The following is a 20,760-nucleotide window of genomic DNA, read 5'->3' as shown; positions in this document are numbered from 1 at the left end:
GCACAGAAACCTACGGCAGGTTTACCCCTGGCACCCTTATGACCACCGCTTTTCTACATACGCACGTGCTGGTAGTGATCCTGTTCCTGCTCCTGTTTCTGGGGAAGGCGTTCCTGCTTTTCTTCAACCGGCATGACGCGCTCAACAAGGCCCGCTCCTCCACCAAAATGCTGGACATTGTGTTTGGCGGGCTCATTCTGATCACGGGCGGATTCCTGGCCTTCCGCTACAACGGCCCGCTGCCCAGTTGGCTCCTCATAAAAATAGGGCTGGTGCTGGCAGCTATCCCGCTGGCCATAGTAGGCCTGAAACGGCACAGCAAGGTCTTGGCTGCTGTCAGCGTGCTTATTTTCGGGTACGTATACGGCGTAGCCGAAACCAAAAGCCTGAAAATGCGTCCTGATAGAGGCGAAGCCGTGGCTGTATCTCCCAACGGGGCAATAGGCACCGCCTCTCCTGACCCGGAAAAGGCCAGCAACCCAATTTTACACCAACTGGAAGGAACGCAACTGGAGAACACCAAAGCCATTTACACCGCCCTGTGCGCCAATTGCCACGGGGCAGACGGCCAGAAAGGAACCGGCGGAGCCGTGAACCTGCAACAGAGCACCCTGAGCGTGGCCGACCGGCGGGAAATCATTGCCCGGGGCCGCGGGCTCATGCCGGGCTTCGGCTCCCAACTCTCTGAACAGGAAGTAGAGACCCTGGCGCTCTATTCCACGTTGCTTAAAAAGTAAATTTACTACATGAAGAACCAACTCCATATCACTGCCAAAGAACAGGAAACCGCCGTGTTAGTGGCCGTTCCTGCCTACAAGCAGACCGATGAGAAAACCAAAGAATACCTGGATGAACTTGCGTTCCTTACTGAGACCGTAGGCGCCAAAACCCTGAAACGGTTTGTGCAGAAGCTGGACAAACCTGACATGCGTACCTATGTGGGCAAGGGCAAGTTAGAAGAGATCGTGGCCTACGTGAAGGAACACAAGGTAGACATGGTCATTTTTGACGATGACCTCTCCCCTTCGCAGGTGCGAAACTTGGAGCGCGAGCTGGAAGTGAAGATCATAGACCGCAGCTTGCTCATCCTGGACATCTTCGCGCTTCGGGCGCAGACGGCTACCGCGCGCGCGCAGGTAGAACTGGCCCAGTACCGCTATCTCCTGCCCCGCCTTACCAACATGTGGACCCACTTAAGCCGTCAGAAAGGCGGGGGCGTGGCCATGCGTGGACCGGGTGAGACCGAGATTGAGACCGATAGACGGATTGTGCGCGAGAAGATCACCTTGCTGAATGAGAAGCTGGAGAAATTTGAGAAGCAGAACTTTGAGCAGCGCAAGTCCCGCTCCGGCATTGTGCGCGTTTCGTTGGTGGGCTACACCAACGTGGGCAAGTCTACCATCATGAACCTGCTCACCAAGGCAGACGTGTTCGCCGAGAACAAACTGTTTGCCACGGTAGACGCCACGGTGCGCAAGATGGTGATTGACAACATCCCGTTCCTGCTCTCAGACACGGTTGGGTTTATCAGGAAACTGCCTACCAAGCTCATTGAGAGCTTCAAGACCACGCTAGACGAGATCAGGGAATCTGACCTGCTGCTGCACGTGGTAGACGTGTCGCACGCTTCTTTTGAAGAGCACATTGGCGTGGTGAATGATACCCTGAAAGACATCCACTCCGCGGACAAACCCATCATCCTGGTCTTCAACAAAACCGACCTGTACCTGGAGCAGCGCGAGCAGGAACTCAAAGAAGATAACCCAGAGGCCTTGCCAGACATCAATGAGTTGAAATCCTCTTACATGGCTAAGCAGCACAACCCGGCCATTTTCATCTCGGCCACTAACCGCGCCAATATTGATGAACTGCGCCAGGCCCTGCTGGATCAGGTCTCCAAGATCCACTATGAGCGGTACCCCAACAACGCCCCGCAGGAATATTAATCCTGCGCTTAGGGCCTATTTTGACGAAAACAGGCCCTAAGCGCAGGCCCAAGCCATGGTCTATCTCTTACCTGGAAAGTACCTTCTTTCAGGGGTGTTTTTACCAAAACGCCCCTGAAACAGCCCTAGGCTGAAGGGCCTGCCACCAGAACAGGGAAGTGGCTATCCTGGCACAACCATTTTACGGCACAAACAGTAAAGAAAAGAGCCACAACTGCACGTCAGTTGTGGCTTTCAAGTTATGTATGCCACATGAAAACGCTATATCTGTTACGCCACGCCAAATCCAGTTGGAAATACGAGGAGTTAAGTGACCATGATCGCCCGTTGAACAAGAGGGGTCGCACAGACGCGCCTCTGATTGGGCAGGAACTGGTAGAAAGGGAAGTCAAACTGGACCTGATCATCTCCAGCTCTGCCGTAAGGGCCATTACCACGGCCACCCTGGTAGCCAAGGAACTGGGCATTGACCCTGAGCAGATTGGGGTGCAGGAAGAACTCTACCTCATCGCCACCGAGGACCTGCGGATGTTTGCCCAGTCTTTGCCCGACGAGTACCACCAGGTCATGCTGGTGGGCCACAACCCGGCGCTCACAGAACTGGCCAACCATTTCAGCCCAGAGAAAAACATCGCCAATATTCCAACGGCGGGTGTGGTAGCCCTTTCCTTTGACTGTCACTATTGGGCCGAGATCTCAGGGGACAACGCCAAGTTGCTCTTCTTTGATTTCCCTAAAAACTATCGCTAACCCGCGGCGGTCCTGCCGCGCCTACTACCATTTGAATGGCCTCAACAGATAATCTAGACCTTACTGAATCTTCCACGGCCAGCGAACCTCAACAGCAAATCCCGCTTATCAGCAGGGAGCTGAGTTGGCTGGCTTTCAATTACCGCGTACTGCAAGAAGCCAAAGACCCGCGGGTGCCCCTCTTGGAGCGCCTCAACTTCATGGCCATCTTCTCCTCTAACCTGGACGAGTATTTCAAGGTACGGGTGGCCACCATGCGTCGCCTGGTACAGCTCAAAAAGAAAACCCGCGAGAAGCTGGAAGACGACCCTTCACAGGAATTGGAGGCGATCCTCACCGAAGTCTCGCGGCAGCAGGAGGAATTTGGGCACGTTTACCGGAACGAGTTGCTGCCCGAGCTCCGCAAAGAGCAGATTTACCTCATTGACGAGACCGAGTGCACTGACGGCCAGCGCAAGATGGCCCTGGACTATTTCCGGCGTACGGTGAAACCCCTGTTGGTGCCCATCATCTTCAGCACCAACCCCAGCCCCCTGTTCCTGAAAGACCAGACCGTGTACCTCATGGTGCGCCTGCTGCCCAAGGCAGACCAGGCACCCGCGCAGGAGCAATACGCCATTCTGGAGATTCCTACCCACAAGCACGGCAGCCGGTTTGTACAGCTCCCCATAGAGCAGGGCAAACACTACGTGATGCTTCTGGATGACGTGATCAGGATAGGTTTGGCAGAGCTTTTCCCCGGCTTCGCCGAAGTGGAAGCCTACGCCGTCAAACTCTCCCGCGACGCCGAGCTGGACATTGAGGAAGAGGTGTCTGGTAATTTAATGGCTAAAATCAAGAAAAGCCTCAAGAAACGCGAGACCGGCCACCCTAGCCGCCTGCTCTTTGATCCGGCCACTCCCCGGCCCATGCTGCAGGCCCTGCTGGACCGCATCGGTATCACCACTGAGGAACTAGTAGAAGGCAGCCGGTTCCACAACTTCCGTGACTTCTTCGGGTTCCCTAAATTCAAGCTCCCAGAGCTGTACTATGCGCCGCAGCCTCCGTTGCCGCATCCGGTGCTGGAGAATGCCCCCAGTCTTCTGGCGGCCATGAAAGAGCAGGAGTTCATGGTGCACTACCCCTATCAGAAGTTTGACTACGTGCTGCGCTTCTTTGAGGAAGCCGCCAGTGACCCGCAGGTCACTAGCATCAGCGTGACCCTGTACCGGGTAGCCGACAAATCAAAAGTGGCCAAAGCCCTGATCAAGGCCGCCGAGCACGGCAAGCTGGTGACCGTGGTGGTAGAGCTCAAAGCCCGTTTTGACGAGGAATCCAATATCTACTGGGGAAACCAACTGGAGAAAGCGGGGGCCAACGTGATCTACGGCGTGCCAGACCTCAAGGTACACAGCAAAATAGGCTTGGTGACCCGGCAGGAAAACGGGCAAGCCGTGCAATACGCCTACCTGAGCACCGGTAACTACAATGAGAAAACCTCCCTCATTTACACAGACCACGCCCTTTTCACCACCGATGAGCGCCTCACCAATGAGCTAACCAAGGTCTTCCACTTCCTGGTAGACGGTGAACGCGACCTCACGTTTGAGCACCTGCTGGTGGCGCCCTTCAACCTGCGCAGCGACCTGAACGCCCTGATCCAACAGGAGATGAAACTGGCCCAGGAAGGAAAACCTGCCTACCTCATTGCCAAGATGAATGCCCTGCAAGACAGCCGCATGATCAAGCAACTCTATGAGGCCAGCCAGGCGGGCGTGAAAATAGAACTGTTGGTGCGGGGCATCTGCAGCCTTATTCCGGGGGTGCCTGGTCTGAGCGAGAACATCACCGTGCGCAGCATTGTAGACCGGTACCTGGAGCACGGCCGCATCTATGTGTTTGGCAACGGCGGTGAGGAGAAGGTCTACGTAGCCTCCGCTGACTGGATGAACCGAAACCTAAGCCGGCGGGTAGAAGTAGGGTTCCCTATCTACAACCCCATCCTGCGCCAGGAAATACGGCACCTGCTGGACCTGCACATGCGAGACACCTATAAATCCCGTCACTCAGACAACCAGTACTGCCTGCCGGAAGACCCCTCCAACGTGGTGCATGCCCAATATGCCTCCTATGACTACCTGAAACAGATGGCCGACCAGCACGAGGCAGAAGGGCCTGTGGAAAACTAGAAGGCCGAATGGCACTTCGCAGAAAAAAAGGAAGCCCGCCACAGAGATTGTGGCGGGCTTCCTTTTTCTATTTATCAGAACCGAAGGTTGTTTCAGGGTTATTTTCGGGAAAACAACCCTGAAACAAGGTGCGGCCTTATTGCTTGAGGAACCTGCGCGGGGGCACCAGGAACAATTCCACGTTGAAGTATACCGCATCTTTGATGTGCGTTTCAATCAGCGGGTTGGCCGTGCGCTGGCGCCCATCATAGAGGTTGAACCGGTGGTTGTAGCGGTAGCCAGATTCCAGGGCGAACCATAGGAAGTCGTAGATCTCCCGGTCCCACCGGAAACGGGCCTTGATCTCAGATTTCCGCAGCTCCACCGTCTCATATTGGTTGAAAGGCTCGGTCTCTATGTTGATGTTGTAGGTGGCACCCTCAATCCGGTAGCCCATGTACAGCAGCGACTTCTCTGAGAAGTTGCGCCGGAACGTGACGTTGGCCGGGAAGATGGCCTCCACGCCCCATTTATCATTAAAGGTGCGGTTGTATAAAAGGGCAGGGTAAATGGTCTGCCGCCCAAAGGCGTAGCCCAGCTGCACCCCAAGCCCGTACGAAAGGAAAGGGCTTTTCTTCCAGCCGTAGATCGCCTCCATGGAGGTACGCAGGTACCTTGTCAGGCTCACCTTGGAGTGTTTGCCGTAATCGCCGTTCAGTTCCCCCTTCACCCGGAAGATAAGGTAGTTCTTCTCATCAATGGGGCGCAACATCACCAACTGGCCATCCAGGGAGCGCAGGTTCTTGTCTTCCAGCCGCTGGTACAAAGGGTATTCCTGGTTTTGGGGCTGTTTGAAGTTAAACTCCTCTAAAAAATAGCCCCCGCCCAACACCAGCTTGAAGTGCGGGTTGTTCACCAGGGGCGCATAGGCCTTGAACTCAAACCGGTTGCTTCTGAGCACATCAGCGCGGGCGTCTTCCACCTTGCTCTGCTGGCCCTGGGAGTGCATGCCAAACCGGGGCAGCCGCTCATACCTGATGATCACGCCTTTGCTTTTGCCCATGCCCAGCACAGAGGGATTGGCCAGTTCCTTGGGGTCTGTGCCCGCGCGGGCAGCTCTCAAAGAGTCTGAGAAGAGCCCTTGCCCCAGGGCCCGTTCCAGAGGGGCCAGGGCCAGGACTCCCACCAATAAGATAACAAGCTGTTTCATGCAGGGGATGGCGGTAATTGAGAAAGTAGGTTAAAAACAGAAGTGCTGGTGCACCGATTAAAAAAGGAACCCGAAGTTGAGGTTGAAGAGCTTATCTTCTTCCCCCACAGAGTAGGTAGCATTGACCACGGCCTGCTTGAGCACGTCAATCCAGATACCGCCGCCCACGCCCCGGTGTATTTTATTGGAGCTTTGCCCATCTGCCCACACGCGGCCATGGTCTACCAAGCCCATTATCCCAAATTTACCCGGGAACAGGTACACGTTGAACTTGAAGACTTCTACCCGTACCTCGGTGTTCTGGTAGACGCTGCTACGCCCGGCAAAACGGGTACGCCGGTAGCCTCTTAAGTTGGAGAGCCCGCCCAGGGTGTTGGCCTGGTGGAAGGCGAATTCACCAAAGTTGTGCGCCCCGCCTAACCGGGCGGCCAGGGTGAGCTGGAATGGTAGCCGCGGGCCAATGTAGAAGATGAACTCAGAGCCCACCCTTCCAAAATTCCGACCTTCTCCGCCTAACTGCCGGCTGTAAGAGAATTCATTGAGCCACTTGAGGCCAATACGGGGGTTGATAGGCGTACTCACGGCCTGCAGGTTCAGGAAACCCCTTAACCCGGCATACTGCTCAATCCCGAAGGCGCTCTCCGGGAGTACCTTATCCACGAAACGCCCTGGGTAGTGCTGCAGTTTGTACCGGTCATAGAAAGGCCCCAGGCCCACTCTAATGTACTTGGTGAAACTGGTGTTCAAGGTAGGCGACACCATCATTCTTTCCTGGCGCACCCGGTACTCCTCAATGGGCAGGTTTTGCTCGGTCTCATTGCCCAGACCAAAGTAGTTGATCTGGTACTGCGGCCCAAAGATGGCGGCTTTCACCCCCAGGTCCAGCCGATCATTCATGACCTGCTTGAACTCTGAGTCATACCGTATGTTGTAAGCCTTGGTGGCAAAGGCGTAATTGCCCCGCAGGTAATGCTCAGAGGCGTACGGCTGCTTCCGGAACTTGTGGTTGCGGTACAGCACGCCGCCGCCCAGGAACACACCGTCATCCACGTTATACTCAATAGAGAGGCGGGGGCCGAAGTAGGGGATCTTGTAGTTGTCCCGGTCATAGAGGTTCACCTCTTCAAAGGCCTCGGTTTTGTCTTCCGCCTCAGAGCCCAGCGCCAACGTGTTTTTCTCGCCGGTAAAGTCATAGACCTTGGTTTTGCGCACAAAGCCTTTCACTGTGGAGTTATCTGCGATGGAGTCATTGCCTTCGCCGCCAATGATGCGCAGCATGGGGCTGGTCTTCACGCTGCCGGTCACCTCAAATATGTCATCGCCACCCAGGCCGTACAACCTGATCTCCTCCGTTTCTTTGTTCAGGAATTTGCGGTGGTAAAGCACTTTAGACACCTTGCCTTCTTTGTTGATCTTGCGCACGGTCACCTCAGTCTCGTCATCACTGATGCGGTGTACCTCAAACTTCTCGCGTTTGTCTGAGCCGGCAATGTCCACGTCCTCGGCCAGGTGCAGGTAATATTTCTCCGCCACCTGGGGCAGCAGCTCTCTTCTGGACTTCAACTTGGCAATAAGTTCAGGCCCGGAGATAGGATATACCTCGGGGGGCATCTGGCGCACCGCCTCTTCAATGGCGGAATCAGTCATGGAAGCCTTCATCTCGTTGGCCAGGGCAATCCACTGCTCCCGCGTGACACTGGACAGGAAGGTACGGTCAACGGTAAGGGCCGTTAAGTTCAATCCCTTGTAATCACTGTAGTCTTTGCCGAAGTGCTGGAAGTTACGCACCGCCCAGCGCCGGCTCACGAGCCAGGGAATGATCCCATCAGCTTTGAAGAAGGCCACGTCGCGGTCTTCGGGCACCGGCCGGTAGGTACGGTTGTCTTCGCCTGATCTGGTCTCCACCCAACGCCACTGGCCCTCATGCCGGTCCCAGTCGCCAATAAGCATGTCCAGGAGGCGGGCTTTGGCAAACTCCTGCTCGTCTACGCGGTTGTCATGGTCGTTGCGTTTTCGCTCCAGCAGTCTTTCAGTGCCTATGATGTTGGTGGCGTTGCCCAGGCTGGCCACGTCAGAATGGTCTTCATCGGCGTCTTCCTCTAAGAAGGCCACGGTGTTGCTGAACTCATCCAGGTACTGGCGCAGGCGCGGGTCATTGGGGATGTACACCAATTTAGGGTTGGTATGGTACACTCCGGCGGCACCGGCCAGCTTGGCCGCTACCAGCGCCCCGTATGGGTGCTGGGCCGAGATCTGGTCTTGCAATAGGTCACGGGCAAAGGTTTCCTGCAGGGCCACCGGCAGCACGCTGGTAGGGTCTTTGTTCACCGACCGGAGGGTATACTCGCGGCCTTCCTCATTGCGCAGTTTCAGGGAAGAAGTCTGTTTTCCGCCCCCTTTCTGGTAGGGTATCAGGCCTCCCTTCTCGCGCTGCAGATCCAGCAAGGGCATAGAAACCGGGGTTTTCCACTCTTGGCGGTAGTGGTTACCCAACAGCCCTTGCTTTAAGCCCTTGGCCGCGTAAACAGAATTGGCCGGCAAGGTGATGGTGCTGTCTTTGTAGTCAACGGAGGAAACCGCCAACTGCTCTGTCTCTGGCTTGGCCTTGGTGTACATCTGCGTTCTGTACGACAGCCGGGCCGGTTCGTCATCGTCGTTCTTGGCCCAGAATTCAACCCAGGCCTCGCCGTTCTTGTAATAGTTGATGCGGGCGTAGCCCTGGGTTTTTTCTGCGTACAGGGCGTCACCGCCGTTCTTCACGTGCTGCGTCTTGCACCCGGCCCCGCTGACAATGTGGGCTAGCCTGCCTTGCTTGGTATACTGCAGGTTGTGCTCATGCCCGGCCGCATAAGTGATGTTGTCATATTTGTTGAAAATGGCCATCAACCCATTGATATACGCTTGGTACGAGGGGTGCGGAATATCCTGGGCAATGCCCCCATACTTGCGGGCCAGCGGATAGATGGACCCGATCACGGGCAAAGGCAACACAAACCCCTTGCGCAGGATGGTCAGGGGGAACAGGTGGTCGGTGAGGGTGAAATACCCACCGTGGATCCCGTTACTGAACAGGGGGTGGTGAGCCACCACCACAATGTTCTTTTCTTTGTTCTTGTGGATGATGTCTTCCAACTGCACCAGCATGTCTACCTCATTGACCACGCCGCAGGGACTTTCATCACCGTAAGGTTTTTCATAGGGATGTAGCCACCAATGGGAATCTAAAGCAATGAGGACAATCTCTTCCTCAATCAGCACCTCAAAAGGACCAGGGCATCCGTTGCCGGGCACAAAGAAGTCAGTACCCACTACAATGTTGCTGTCAGCGAGGTACTCTTCCACAAACCGTTCCTCGCGCACCACGGCTTCCCAACCGTCTGGGGAACCGCTGCCCCCACCCCAGTCATGGTTACCGGGGATCATGTATTTCTCGCCCTTGTACCCTTTCAGGATATCCAGCTGGGCCTTCATGCGGTCCTCAGCTATCTTACGGTCATAGGCCTCTGGCTTAGGCAAGCCGTTGTGGTAGATATTGTCGCCCAGGTATACCACGGCACTCTTTTCACCCACTTCGTCTATCTGGGACTTCAGGTGCATGAGCGTAGGGTCAGGCTTACCGGTAAGCGGAGCCCCGGCATCTCCAATCAGGAAGACGCTGTAGATAAGCTCAGAAGGGTCTTTGGGGGCTTGCTCCTGCCAGTTGAGGGCGGTAGGGGCATAGAACGGTTTTGAGGTGGTACATGCCTGCACCAGCCAAAACAACGCGAAAGGTAAAATGAGGAGACTGTATTTTTTCTTCATGAACAAAAGGTGGCAAAGCATGTCACTTCTGCGGCCCGTTGGGGTTTCCCAACAGCGGCAGGAAAATACCGCACGCCGTGAAAGTTGCCCTTTATACGGGGCATCAGCCTCTGGGATAATCCAGATCCTGTTAAATAGCTTTCACAGCATATTTGCCTCTATGACGTACGCGGGCGGGTTAGGGTTAGAATAAATTTCCTGCCGCCCATTTCTTCCCTTATTACATAAAGTTTACCCTATTTTATAAGACAATATAAAGGAAAAGACAGGTTCATTGACAGCCTTTGCTTAAGGCAACGCCTAATCGGCAAGGTTCCTCCAACTACCCGGTAGTGCCTAAGGAGCCTGTTGCCGAAGAGGCCTGGTTTGGATTCGTACTTAAAGCCCCCTGGGCCAGGAGAAATAGGGCCGTTTTTTAAAAACCAGCCCAAAATCAGAGATTGGCTTTCTGGAAACGGAACCCCGGCGGGGCACGAAAACGATTTCTGCTAACCTTCCTGGGTCAATTCGCGTTGTAGACCTTTGGATTCAACTATATTCAGAGGCCCCCTTTGGGGCTGACAAGTGCTACAGGCAGTACCGCTCTCACCTACTTTATGGAAAACGAAGATCTCATCCGAAAAGCCGGCAACTATGTGTTCCTGCTTTTCAAGGAGAAGTTATCAAAGAAGCTAGTTTACCACAACTACAAGCACACGTTTGAGGTGGTAAAGGAAGCCAGACACCTGGCCGAAGGGTATACCCTACCCCCAGAAGACCTTGAAATACTCGTATTGGCTGCCTGGTTCCATGACACGGGCTACATTGCTACCTATGAGAACCATGAGGAGGAGAGTGTGGAGATTGCCACCGCTTTTCTGCAGGAACAGAAATACCCCCAGGAAAAAATTGACCAGGTGAACCGCTGCATCATGGCCACCAAACAAGGCCAGATCACGCACCATCTGCTGGAAGACATTCTGGTAGACGCAGACATTGCCAACATTGGCAAAGAAACCTTTTTCGCCACGGCAGAATTGCTGCGGGTGGAATGGGAGATCTACCTGGGCCGCACCTTCTCTGACCTGGAGTGGGCCCAGTACCAACTAGACTTCCTGCTCTCTGTCTCTTTCCGGACCCAGCCGGCCCAGGCCAAATTCTCCAAGCAGTTGAGCACCAACATCCAGACGCAACGCACCCATCAGTTGGAACTGTCAAAGAAGAAGAAGAAGAAGGAGAAGAAGAACCGCGAGACCATGGCCCAGCCCAAGCGGGGCATTGAGACCATGTTCAAGAGCACCTATGACAACCACATCAGCCTGAGTGCCATCGCAGACAACAAGGCCAACATGATGATCAGCCTCAACGCCATCATCATGTCCATCATCATCACGTACCTGGGTACCAAGTCCTCTATCATTGGGGCCGAGTTCACCCGCAACCCCGTGCTGATGATCCCGGTAGGGATCTTGCTGGCCACCACGCTGGCCTCGGTGATCTCGGCCATCATCTCGGCGCAGCCAGAGGTGACCAGCTTCCGCCTACGGCCCGACAAGCTCACCAGCCGCCGCATTAACCTGCTGTTTTTCGGAAACTTCACCAAAATCCCGCTGGAAGATTTCCAGTCAGGCATGCATGATATCATGCGCGACAAGAACGCGCTCTACAACAACATGATCACCGATATCTACTACCTGGGAGACGTGCTCAAGAACAAGTACCGCCTGCTGCGCATCTCCTACACCATTTTCATGATCGGGATTATCTTAACGGTGGTGTCATTTGTGGTGGCCATTGCCCGCTAATTAAGCGTTTCCCCTTAAAGCCAGAAGAGGCTGCCGTACTGTACGGCAGCCTCTTCTGGCTTTAAGGGTAGTCTTATCTTGGTTCTCAGGCCAGCCGGTTCCGGTGGAGTTTCTCGCACAGGGCTTTCAGCCGCAGGAAAGACACCTTCATAAACCCTTTGATCTGTTTGCGGCCAAAGTTGTCATAGAAATAATCGCCCACAGACACGCGGCTGTAGTGGAATTCCAGGGTGAGGTTAGTGCCGCCGTCTTCTTCGTACAGGAAATAGAAGATCAAGGAGTTGGGGAACATCTTGAAGTTGGCCATCTTCTCAATGACCTCTATCTTTTCTTCGGTGATCCTGCTTTGCAGCATCTGCAATTCTATGGTACCGCCCTTCTCCATCTCGCAGAAGTAGTTGGTGCCAATGCGGTTCACCTTTTTGGTATCAAAATGCGCGTTCTTGACCCGGTGCATCCATTTGGGTTTAAGGCGGTAATTCTGGATCACCCGCAGCACCAGGTCTACCGGGGCATTGATATGGTCTGTGACCGAGAAGGTGTTAGGGTACTTCTTATGGGTGTGATCTGCCTCTGGGTCTGTGACCAAAAGGCGGAGCGGCGTAAGAAACGCATACTTGTACCGGATATCCCCCACGTGCTCATAGGAATTCATGCCGTCTTTCAGCTGAGACCACTCAAAATTGCGCTCTATGGCCTCCGGCTTCTGGGTGTTCAGGTATCCTTCGGTCAACAGCACGTATTCAGAGCCTTCTATGCTGTTTTTAAGCAGCCGGTGGGCCAGGATCACATCTGTGCCCATCAACTTGATGTGGTCCCTTATCTGGGTCACGCTGATGCGGCCGTAATGCACCACTATTTTAAGGGTGAGTTTGTTGTCAGAGAGCTTGGGGCCAGAGAGGTGATCATCGCGGTCCATGATGCGGAGGTAGTTCTGGAAGTCCAGGAAGATCTGCTTGCACTGGCTTACCAGCTGTTCAATGGCGGGTGGGTCGCCCAGTTTGTAGAACAGAATGGCGTCACCCTGAATCTCGCACACCTCCATGTTCAGGATATTGGCCTCAATGATGATCTCCAGCAGGTCAGCAATCAGGTTACGGCTGTACTGCACGCCGTTTTCATGCATGAAACGCGTAAAGCCGCTAATATCTGGAATGAACAGCAGCGCCGGCTGCGAATCATCCGCTCCCTGGGGTGCTAAAGAAATATTGGTTACTGTTGACTCCATGTAAAACAAACTAGGTCAGAAGCCGCTCAGTTGACATATTCAACCAATGCCCTCTTTGTTGGGTTACCTGCCAACGCCACATATACGTGAATAAGAACTATTCATTTGCCTTTCTGGGGCACTTGTTACAAAAATATTGCCGGCTTTCCGGCAGCCCCCCTCAGAAAAGGCGCCGGCCTCTGGCAAGGGAATGTAATAAGCGCACAAACCCCTTGTTTCCCAAACGGACCCTAGCGAGAAATGGCTATAAAAATACAGGTCATTCTCTCGGGCGCTGCCCGAGAAAGAAACACTTCCCGCACAACACTCTGGCCGAATATCGACTTTTAGGCTACACCTACTACCTCGGCCAAGGCTTTCCTCCAGCGGGTTAATTGGGGCATAAAAAAAGGAGGGAAGGAACCGTCACCGGCTATCCTTCACTCCTTTATGTGAAAGCAGGCTACTGCTTAGGAATTACCTTCTGCGTTCTTTGGCTTGCGGCCTCTTTTAGCGCCTTTTGGTTTGTTCAAAGAATCTGGAATTTGGTTCAGAGCCTCGTTCATTTGGCTGAAAATACCCAGCATCAATTGAACATCTTCTACGTTCTGGCAGTCACGGATTACCTCCATCTGCATTTTATCAAGCTTGCTTTTGAGTTGATCTCTCATAGTGATAAGGTGGTTATAGAATTAAGTGGGTGCAAAGATATAAATTCCGGTTAATGTTCAGCTATCAGCTGGCAATTGTTCCAATTAATTTATACTACGATAGGCTCTGAATTAATGGTGCCTTTCTTTAAAAATATCAGGGCTATTATTATTTATAATTACCTACTATTCTTTTAAAAAGCAAGCGCAGTTTACCTTATTAGCGTAATTAACAAATAGGTTTCTAGCTTAGCCTTTGCTCCCGGAACAAAAAGCAGGTGGCAGGCCGGGACCTTCCGGTGCACCGATGTTTTAAATAATAGCCCCTCTATTTCCTGGCACAGAAATTTGCTTTACTTTTGTACACCACGCCAAACTGCCTTGGAAAGCCTGGCCTTGTAGTTCAACGGATAGAATAGACGTTTCCTAAACGTTTGATCTGGGTTCGATTCCCGGCGAGGCCACAGAAAAGCCCTTTAGTCATCTACTAAAGGGCTTTATTTTTTTATCAAGGAAAAACTTAGCGCCTCGGCCCGTTAATGCATGCCGCGCCGGTTCCCGAATTCCGGTAAGCTCTTCGTCGCTGATTCACTTTACCTAACAGAGGGCCTCCTGTTTAATTCCCGCAAACCAACGGTTAGCATCTGGGTTGCCTTGTGCGCAAAACGTCTGGCTTAAGGCCGTTCTTCGCTATCCATCTTATTTCTGCAGAGGTCATTTAACGCCTTCCATTGAGAGCAGGTAATCAAAGCTTTCGTTTGGGCGAAGGCTTGGGCGCGGCTCAGTATATTTCCGCACCAGATCCGGTTCATTTCAGGCTGCTTTTTTCAGAATAAGGCAAAAACCGCCATCCAATTTCCCGTTGCCCCCCTATTTCTAATTTGGAACGAGAGATGGAATTACCAGGGTGTAATCTTTAAAACGCATGATCTTAAGCCAGGGCCAGCAAGAGTTTATTCCTGGGGTTACCATGTCTTGGCTTCGCCTCTATAGTTATTGTACCCATTCCAAGGAAACTGCTAATACAGCTGACTAAAATATAACCATACTGGTGCATAACCTTCTGTTGAACCTGTTTTCCTGTAATTAATATAACTATCTCTATTCCTCCTGCATTAAACTACTCATTACTAGAAGATTGACTAGCCTTTTTAAGTATCAATTCACCGCTTTTACTTTTGTTTACACCATGCTTTTGTCTTCGTTCTAATAGAACCATTGCTTTGGGAACAGAGGTTTTTAATGCTGTATCTGCATGATGAAAATCCCTTCCTGGGCTACTCTTAATTCCTCCCTCCTTTCCTTGAAAAACCTTGTAATAAAAGAGGCGCAACCGTTAACTAAATGAAAAACAGCTCGTTAGATTTATAAATAAAGGTCAATTAATCCTTAAAATTATGAAAACACCTTTACTCTTATTGATGTTAGTGCTGGGCACCGCCATAGGCTCGTTCGCCCAGACCATTACACCACCGCAAAGTACGGCGCCCGTGGCAAGCACCGCGATTCAGAAGGGGAACTGGGTGGTGGGTGCTGATATTGGCTCTATTGGCCATAACTTTAAATCAGAGACCTTCACGTTGGACATAAGGCCCAGGGCCGGGTTCTTCATCAGTGACAACGCGGCCGTAGGCACCCAGGTGCAGCTGGGACTCCAGCTCTATAACGGCGGCGAAGTGTTCAGCTATGGCCTTACTCCGTTTGTGAGGTATTACTTTCCTGAAGGGGCCGCCCCTACCCACCGCTGGTTTGGCGAGGCGCTGGTAGGGTTTGCGGGCAGCAACCTCAAAGACAACGAAGGTGATTCCTTTTTTTCGTCTGTGTATGGCGTGAGGGCCGGTTACGCACACTTCGTTGCCACTAACGTGTCTCTGGAAGGAACCCTCAACCTCACCCGCAGCCACGCCAACATTGATGTGGGTTCAGGCACTACCGGGTTGTCTTTGGGCCTGGCCTTCCAGATCTACCTTCCCGCCGGGGCTAACCGCTAAGGCAGCCGCTTCCTGCACAAAACAAACAGAAAAGGCAAAGCCTCTGCAAGCTTTGCCTTTTCTGTTTTTAAGGGGAATTAGGGAATTACCGCAAGATGACTTTCCGCACCTCGCTGTAAGACGGGGCTTCCAGTTTCACGTAGTACAGACCTTTGGCCAGTTTGTTCAGATCAATGGTTTTGAGGTAATGCGGGTCTGGGTTCTGGATCACTTCCCGGTACACCACATTCCCAATCACGTTCATGATGCGTAAGTCTGTTTTCTTCCCCTCAAATCCTTCCAGGGAAATAGTGATAACACCGCTAGAGGGGTTAGGGTACACAGACATAGACTGGTCTTCTACACCTGCCTTTGCCTCACTCTTCTGTTCTGTGGGGAGCGGCCGGGGTTTCACCTGGGCCGGTACTTTAGAGAAGCTGAGACAAATAATCACTAAGAGTATAAAGTGTTTCATGTGTTTTCTTTAATCTTGACTAAACTGTAAGGTGGTCTGGTACATCATCTTAACGAGCATAGGAGCACCTTGGTTTTGGATTTTATACGAAACCATTCACCAAAATTACGGTTTTAAAGTAGCCCAATTGAATAAATTGAACATTCTGCCACCCATGCACAACCGCAGCGCCATTATCATTGGAGGAGGATTAGCCGGTCTGGTGAATGCGTTGCAATTAGCAGGCCAAGGCGTGCAGGTAACCTTGGTAGAAAAGAAAAAATTTCCTTTCCATAAGGTCTGCGGTGAGTATGTCTCCAATGAGGTGCTTCCTTTCTTGAAGAGCCTGGGGGTAGAGGTAGAAGCCTTGCACCCCGCCCACCTTACCCATTTCCTGCTGTCTTCGCCCAAGGGGCGCACCCTGCAGACCCCGCTGGACCTGGGTGGCTTTGGCCTTAGCCGATTCACCCTGGACCACCATCTGTTCCAACTGGCCCAGCAGCGGGGCGTCACGTTTAAGCAACAGGTAAGCGCCACTGCGGTCTCTTTTGCCCAGGAGGCCTTCACCGTCACCCTCTCTACCGGTGAGCAGTTGCAGGCCCCGGTGGTGATTGGCGCCTACGGCAAACGCAGTGCCCTGGACCGCCATTTCAACCGCGGTTTCTTTGAGCAGCGCTCACCGTACCTGGCGGTCAAGTACCACCTACAGACCCAACTGCCCCGGCACGTCATCTCCCTGCATAATTTTGATGATGGCTACGCAGGCGTGTCGGCCATAGAGGAAGACCGGTACTGCTTCTGTTACCTCACCACCCGCCAGAACCTGAAAAAGCATGGCACCATTGCCCAACTGGAGGCGCAGGAACTCAGCAAGAACCCCTGGCTGCGGGACCTGCTGCGCAACAGCCACTTCCTTTACCCCCAGCCCGAGGTGATCAATGAGATCTCCTTCGCCCCCAAGGCCTGCGTGGAAGACCACGTGCTCATGAGCGGAGACGCCGCCGGCCTTATCACGCCCCTCTGCGGCAACGGCATGGCCATGGCCATCCATTCGGCCAAGCTGCTGTCTGAGCAGGTGCTGCTTTTCCTGAACGGGCACCAAACCAGGCTGCAGATGGAGAAGAACTATGCTAATCTGTGGCAGCGGCAGTTTGGGGCCCGGCTACAGACCGGTCGTCTGGTGCAACGCTTGTTTGGGCACCCAGTACTGTCTGAGGTGGCGGTGGCCAGCCTTAACCTGATACCCGGGGCCGTCAAGGCCATTATGCGGCAAACCCACGGCAAGCCCTTTTGAATTCCCCTGGCCTGGCCGTTTAAAGGCTCTTTTTCAATAACCGCCCCAGAATCATGGGTCTGCCTGCCAGAGGAAGGTTGGGCATAGCAGCAGCCCAGCTAGATGACTTGTGGCCTGGCCGAGGCTATAGATAACCTGAACCGCAGGTTAGCAGTATGAAAATAACAGCTGTGCCTCAGGGCTTTTCTTCTCAAAACGCCTGAAAAACATACCTGCCCCGTTAAACATCTTGCTGCTTTTTTGTTTATACTTAACATATGAAGAGTTACCTCTGCGCCATCGGCACGGCTAATCCACCGCATGCTTTCCCTCAGCAGCAAATTGCTGACTTCATGGCCGAGGCCCTTCAGTTAGGTGACCAGGACACCCGTAAACTGAAAGCACTGTACCGGGTCTCAGGCATTGACCAGCGCCACACCGCCCTACCCGATTATGGCCGCCAGAACGGCGAGTATGAGTTCTACCCCAACACGCCCGGCCTGGAGCCTTTCCCCACCGTGGGCGACCGCATGCAGCAGTTCCGCAAATCGGCGCTGCCGCTTGCCACTGAGGCGGCCCAGAAATGCCTGGCCCAGGTACCTGACCTGCCCCTTTCCCACATCACCCACCTGATCACCGTGAGCTGCACCGGCATGTACGCGCCGGGGCTGGACATTGAGCTGGTAGAGGCGCTGGGCCTGCCCACCCAGGTAGAGCGCACCTGCATCTACTTCATGGGCTGCTACGCGGCCTTCAACGCCCTGAAAGTGGCCGACACCATCTGCCGCGCCCACACCCACGCCCGGGTGCTCATTGTCTGCACCGAGCTTTGCACCCTCCATTTCCAGAAACAGGTCCAAAACGACCATCTGGTCTCCAACGCCCTCTTTGCCGACGGCGCCGCGGCGGTGTTGGTGAGTCCACAACCTTTGACGCCCCTGTCGTTGCGCGTAGATGCATTCCACTGCGACCTGGCACCATCGGGGCAGAAAGAGATGGCCTGGCACATCCATGATTTCGGGTTTGAGATGACGCTGTCATCATATGTGCCGGCCTTGATCAAGCAAGGCATTGGGCAACTGACCCAGTCGCTGTTGCAGAAACTGAACCTGAAGCTGGAGGAGGTGGACCTGTTTGCCATTCACCCGGGCGGGCGCAAGATCCTGGAGGTGATTGAGCAAGCCCTGGGGCTTACAGCCAAAGACAACCGCCACGCTTATGAGGTGCTGCGGAAGTTCGGGAACATGTCGTCTGCTACGGTGCTGTTTGTGCTGCAGGCCCTGTGGCACGAACTGCAGCCCCACCGCCATGAGGCCCCTATCCTGAGTTTCGCCTTCGGCCCCGGCCTTACCCTGGAATCCATGCTGCTCTCGGTGCACTATGTTTAGCCAGCGGTCTACCCTACCGGAGCTGATGGATGACCTCACGCTCGCCAGTGATGACCTGCGCCGGAACCTGCAGGAGTTGGAGTTCATCAACGAGTGGCTGGGCGGCCATGACGTGGTGCGCAACGGGCTAAACCAGCTTTTGAAACACCCGCTTTCCGTCTCTTTTCCGGAAAAGAAGCTTAAAATAGCCGATCTGGGCAGCGGCGGCGGCGACACCCTGCGCATGGTGGCCCGTTGGGCCCGCCGCCGGAACCAACCCGTGGAACTGGTGGGCATAGACGCCAACGCCTTCATGTTAAACTACAGTGCCGCCCATAGCCAGCCGTACCCAGAGATCAGCTACCGGCAAGCCGATGTCTTCTCCCCGGAATTCGCCCGCCAGGAATATGACATTGTGATCTGTAGTCTTTTTCTGCACCATTTCCCAGACCAGGCCCTGGCTTCTTTGCTGGCCCAGCTGCAAGGGCAAGCCCGGGTAGCGGTTTTGGTGAATGACCTGCACCGGCACCCGCTGGCGTTTTATTCCATCAAAACCCTGACCCAAGTTTTCTCCCGCTCGTATCTAGTCAAAAATGATGCGCCTCTCTCTGTACTGCGCGGCTTTTCGCGGGCCGACTGGCAGCGGATTCTGGAGCTGGCCGGCATCAGGAGCTACCGCCTGCAGTGGAAATGGGCGTTCAGATGGCAGCTGGTTTTCGGGCCATTTTGGGAGAAATAGCACCAAAAGAGAAAATATTTTGTAACTTACTAAAAAAGAGACACCTACCTTTTGCCTTCCCTGATTCACCGGTAAGAAGGCCAAGGCTCTTTGCCAGCGCAGGACCTCCCTATGGGTGGCACCCTGGCTTATTGTTTCACCAAACTTTTACCCATGGGCCGAAGTTCCTCCAAACACTCTATCCAATTCTGGCTACTTCTGGTAGCGTCTATCCTTTTATCAGCCATGGTCATCAGCCTGTTCCTGCACGTCATGAAGGTGATGATCTACCTCTTACTGGTGCTCTTGCTGGTACCCATCATCTACCTGGCGCTCAAGCGCTCGCTCCCCCTCTTCCGCAGCCCGGACACGAAACTCAAAACCCGAAATTGATATACCGTATCACGTAGCAGGTAGCACGTAGCAAGAATTTGAGAATCCTGATACGTGCTACCTGATACGTGAGACAATCTAAAAGAAGATCTGCTGCGCCAGCCGGAAGGTATTGGCGTGCGCCTCTACAATATCTGCGATGCGGGTGGAATAGCCGCCGCCCATGCTGGCTACTACAGGCACCCGGTTCTGATGGCACAACTCCAGCACCAGGCGGTCGCGTTCTTTGCAGCCGGCGTGGGTAAGGCCCAGCTTGCCTAGCTTATCGGTGGCCAGCACGTCTACCCCGCACTGGAAAAACACGAAATCAGGCGCCACCCGGTCAAAGAGGGCGGGCAGGTGCGCATGCAGGAGCTGGAGGTAGGCCGCATCTCCTATGCCATCGGGCAGAGGCACGTCCAGGTCAGAGGTTTCCTTGTGCAGGGGGTAGTTGTTGCCGCCGTGCATGCTGAAGGTGAACACCCGCGGCTCCTCGGCAAAAATCTGTGCGGTGCCGTTGCCCTGGTGCACGTCCAGGTCCACAATGAGCACCTGCTGCGCCTTGCCCTCGTCTAAGAGGGACTGCGCAGCCAGGGCATTGTCGTTGAGCAGGCAGAATCCCTCGCCCCGGTCAGTGAAAGCATGGTGGGTGCCGCCGGCTATGTTCATGGCCATGCCGAATTCCAGGGCATACGCGGCGGCTTCCACCGTACCCCCCATGATGATGATTTCGCGGTTCACCAGCTCCCGGGACAACGGAAAACCCGTCTTCCTGACTTCTGAGGGACTCAGTTCCAGTTGCCGAAGGCGCCGCCAGTAACCGGGTTCATGCACCCGCTCAATAACGGCATCTGCCAAAGGAGCGGGTTGGAAGAAGTTCTCCTGGGTTACGGTACCCTCATAGAGCAGCTGCTCTGGCAGCAGTTCATACTTGAGCATGGGGAACCGGTGGTTCTCTGGGAGGGGGTGCGCGTACTCTGGAGACCAGGCTATCTTAAGCATACCGGGGTATAGGTTCTTTTAGGATTATTTTTACTTCGCCGCCTGGGCGTTGATGGGCGCACCTACTGGGGCTCATGGCGCTACCTGCAACATTATAGGCAGGAGACAG

16 protein-coding genes and 1 tRNA gene are annotated in these 20,760 nt (G+C 53.9%); 11 read left to right on the top strand and 6 right to left on the bottom strand.

Annotated features, from left to right (window positions below):
• The first annotated feature begins 38 nt into the window (after window positions 1-38).
• From FOE74_RS20605 to ppk1, 4 genes are all read left to right on the top strand, one after another.
• A complete protein-coding gene (locus FOE74_RS20605) occupies window positions 39-737 on the top strand; it encodes a SirB2 family protein (protein ID WP_149100537.1) in 699 nt (232 codons plus the stop codon).
• A 9-nt stretch (window positions 738-746) separates the two neighbouring features.
• Window positions 747-1,946: a GTPase HflX gene (gene hflX, locus FOE74_RS20600; protein WP_149100536.1), complete on the top strand. Its 1,200-nt coding sequence runs from the start codon at window positions 747-749 to the stop codon at window positions 1,944-1,946.
• A gap of 252 nt (window positions 1,947-2,198) precedes the next feature.
• Entirely contained in the window at window positions 2,199-2,696 is a 498-nt protein-coding gene (locus tag FOE74_RS20595; protein ID WP_149100535.1) for a SixA phosphatase family protein, read from the top strand.
• Between the two features lie 35 nt (window positions 2,697-2,731).
• The gene (gene ppk1, locus FOE74_RS20590; RefSeq protein ID WP_149100534.1) at window positions 2,732-4,864 is read left to right on the top strand and encodes a polyphosphate kinase 1; all 2,133 of its coding nucleotides are present in this window, start codon (window positions 2,732-2,734) and stop codon (window positions 4,862-4,864) included.
• A 136-nt stretch (window positions 4,865-5,000) separates the two neighbouring features.
• On the opposite strand, the gene FOE74_RS20585 is transcribed toward ppk1, so the two are convergent.
• Window positions 5,001-6,053, bottom strand: coding sequence for a DUF6268 family outer membrane beta-barrel protein (locus FOE74_RS20585; protein WP_149100533.1), 1,053 nt, complete (start codon window positions 6,051-6,053; stop codon window positions 5,001-5,003).
• A 57-nt stretch (window positions 6,054-6,110) separates the two neighbouring features.
• On the bottom strand, window positions 6,111-9,854 hold the full coding sequence (locus tag FOE74_RS20580) for a metallophosphoesterase (RefSeq protein WP_149100532.1): 3,744 nt from the start codon (window positions 9,852-9,854) through the stop codon (window positions 6,111-6,113).
• A gap of 596 nt (window positions 9,855-10,450) precedes the next feature.
• Here FOE74_RS20580 and FOE74_RS20575 point away from each other — a divergent pair.
• Window positions 10,451-11,638 (top strand): Pycsar system effector family protein, encoded by a 1,188-nt coding sequence (locus FOE74_RS20575; RefSeq protein ID WP_149100531.1) that lies wholly within the window; start codon window positions 10,451-10,453, stop codon window positions 11,636-11,638.
• Between the two features lie 85 nt (window positions 11,639-11,723).
• Here the strand turns inward: FOE74_RS20575 and FOE74_RS20570 are convergent, their stop codons facing one another.
• Both FOE74_RS20570 and FOE74_RS20565 read right to left on the bottom strand, forming a co-directional pair.
• The gene (locus FOE74_RS20570) at window positions 11,724-12,866 is read right to left on the bottom strand and encodes a DUF2652 domain-containing protein (RefSeq protein WP_149100530.1); all 1,143 of its coding nucleotides are present in this window, start codon (window positions 12,864-12,866) and stop codon (window positions 11,724-11,726) included.
• Between the two features lie 449 nt (window positions 12,867-13,315).
• Window positions 13,316-13,516: a hypothetical protein gene (locus tag FOE74_RS20565; RefSeq protein WP_149100529.1), complete on the bottom strand. Its 201-nt coding sequence runs from the start codon at window positions 13,514-13,516 to the stop codon at window positions 13,316-13,318.
• Window positions 13,517-13,887: 371 nt separating this feature from the next.
• Here FOE74_RS20565 and FOE74_RS20560 point away from each other — a divergent pair.
• Together FOE74_RS20560 and FOE74_RS20555 are read left to right on the top strand one after the other, a co-directional pair.
• Window positions 13,888-13,959 (top strand) — tRNA-Arg (locus FOE74_RS20560).
• 933 nt (window positions 13,960-14,892) lie between these two features.
• Complete coding sequence (locus FOE74_RS20555) at window positions 14,893-15,486, top strand: hypothetical protein (RefSeq protein WP_149100528.1); 594 nt, start codon at window positions 14,893-14,895, stop codon at window positions 15,484-15,486.
• 85 nt (window positions 15,487-15,571) lie between these two features.
• Here the strand turns inward: FOE74_RS20555 and FOE74_RS20550 are convergent, their stop codons facing one another.
• Window positions 15,572-15,940, bottom strand: a complete 369-nt coding sequence (locus tag FOE74_RS20550) for a T9SS type A sorting domain-containing protein (RefSeq protein ID WP_149100527.1) — start codon at window positions 15,938-15,940, stop codon at window positions 15,572-15,574.
• A 127-nt stretch (window positions 15,941-16,067) separates the two neighbouring features.
• Here FOE74_RS20550 and FOE74_RS20545 point away from each other — a divergent pair, with 127 nt between their 5' ends.
• The 4 genes from FOE74_RS20545 (at window position 16,068) to FOE74_RS20530 (ending at window position 19,670) form a co-directional block, all read left to right on the top strand.
• The gene (locus FOE74_RS20545) at window positions 16,068-17,213 is read left to right on the top strand and encodes an NAD(P)/FAD-dependent oxidoreductase (RefSeq protein WP_225840915.1); all 1,146 of its coding nucleotides are present in this window, start codon (window positions 16,068-16,070) and stop codon (window positions 17,211-17,213) included.
• 257 nt (window positions 17,214-17,470) lie between these two features.
• Window positions 17,471-18,580, top strand: a complete 1,110-nt coding sequence (locus FOE74_RS20540) for a type III polyketide synthase (protein ID WP_149100525.1) — start codon at window positions 17,471-17,473, stop codon at window positions 18,578-18,580.
• Window positions 18,573-19,298 carry a methyltransferase domain-containing protein gene (locus FOE74_RS20535; protein WP_149100524.1) on the top strand — a complete coding sequence of 242 codons (726 nt, stop codon included), beginning with the start codon at window positions 18,573-18,575 and terminating at the stop codon, window positions 19,296-19,298. The genes FOE74_RS20540 and FOE74_RS20535 overlap by 8 nt, the downstream gene beginning before the upstream one ends.
• A gap of 153 nt (window positions 19,299-19,451) precedes the next feature.
• Entirely contained in the window at window positions 19,452-19,670 is a 219-nt protein-coding gene (locus tag FOE74_RS20530) for a hypothetical protein (RefSeq protein WP_149100523.1), read from the top strand.
• A gap of 78 nt (window positions 19,671-19,748) precedes the next feature.
• Here FOE74_RS20530 and FOE74_RS20525 read toward each other — a convergent pair whose 3' ends face one another.
• The gene (locus tag FOE74_RS20525) at window positions 19,749-20,651 is read right to left on the bottom strand and encodes a histone deacetylase family protein (RefSeq protein ID WP_149100522.1); all 903 of its coding nucleotides are present in this window, start codon (window positions 20,649-20,651) and stop codon (window positions 19,749-19,751) included.
• Window positions 20,652-20,760: the final 109 nt, after the last annotated feature.

Source organism: Rufibacter glacialis (assembly GCF_008271745.1).
GTDB lineage: Bacteria > Bacteroidota > Bacteroidia > Cytophagales > Hymenobacteraceae > Nibribacter > Nibribacter glacialis.
Note: the sequence above shows the minus strand (reverse complement) of the source record. Positions and strands in the feature narration are given on the sequence as shown.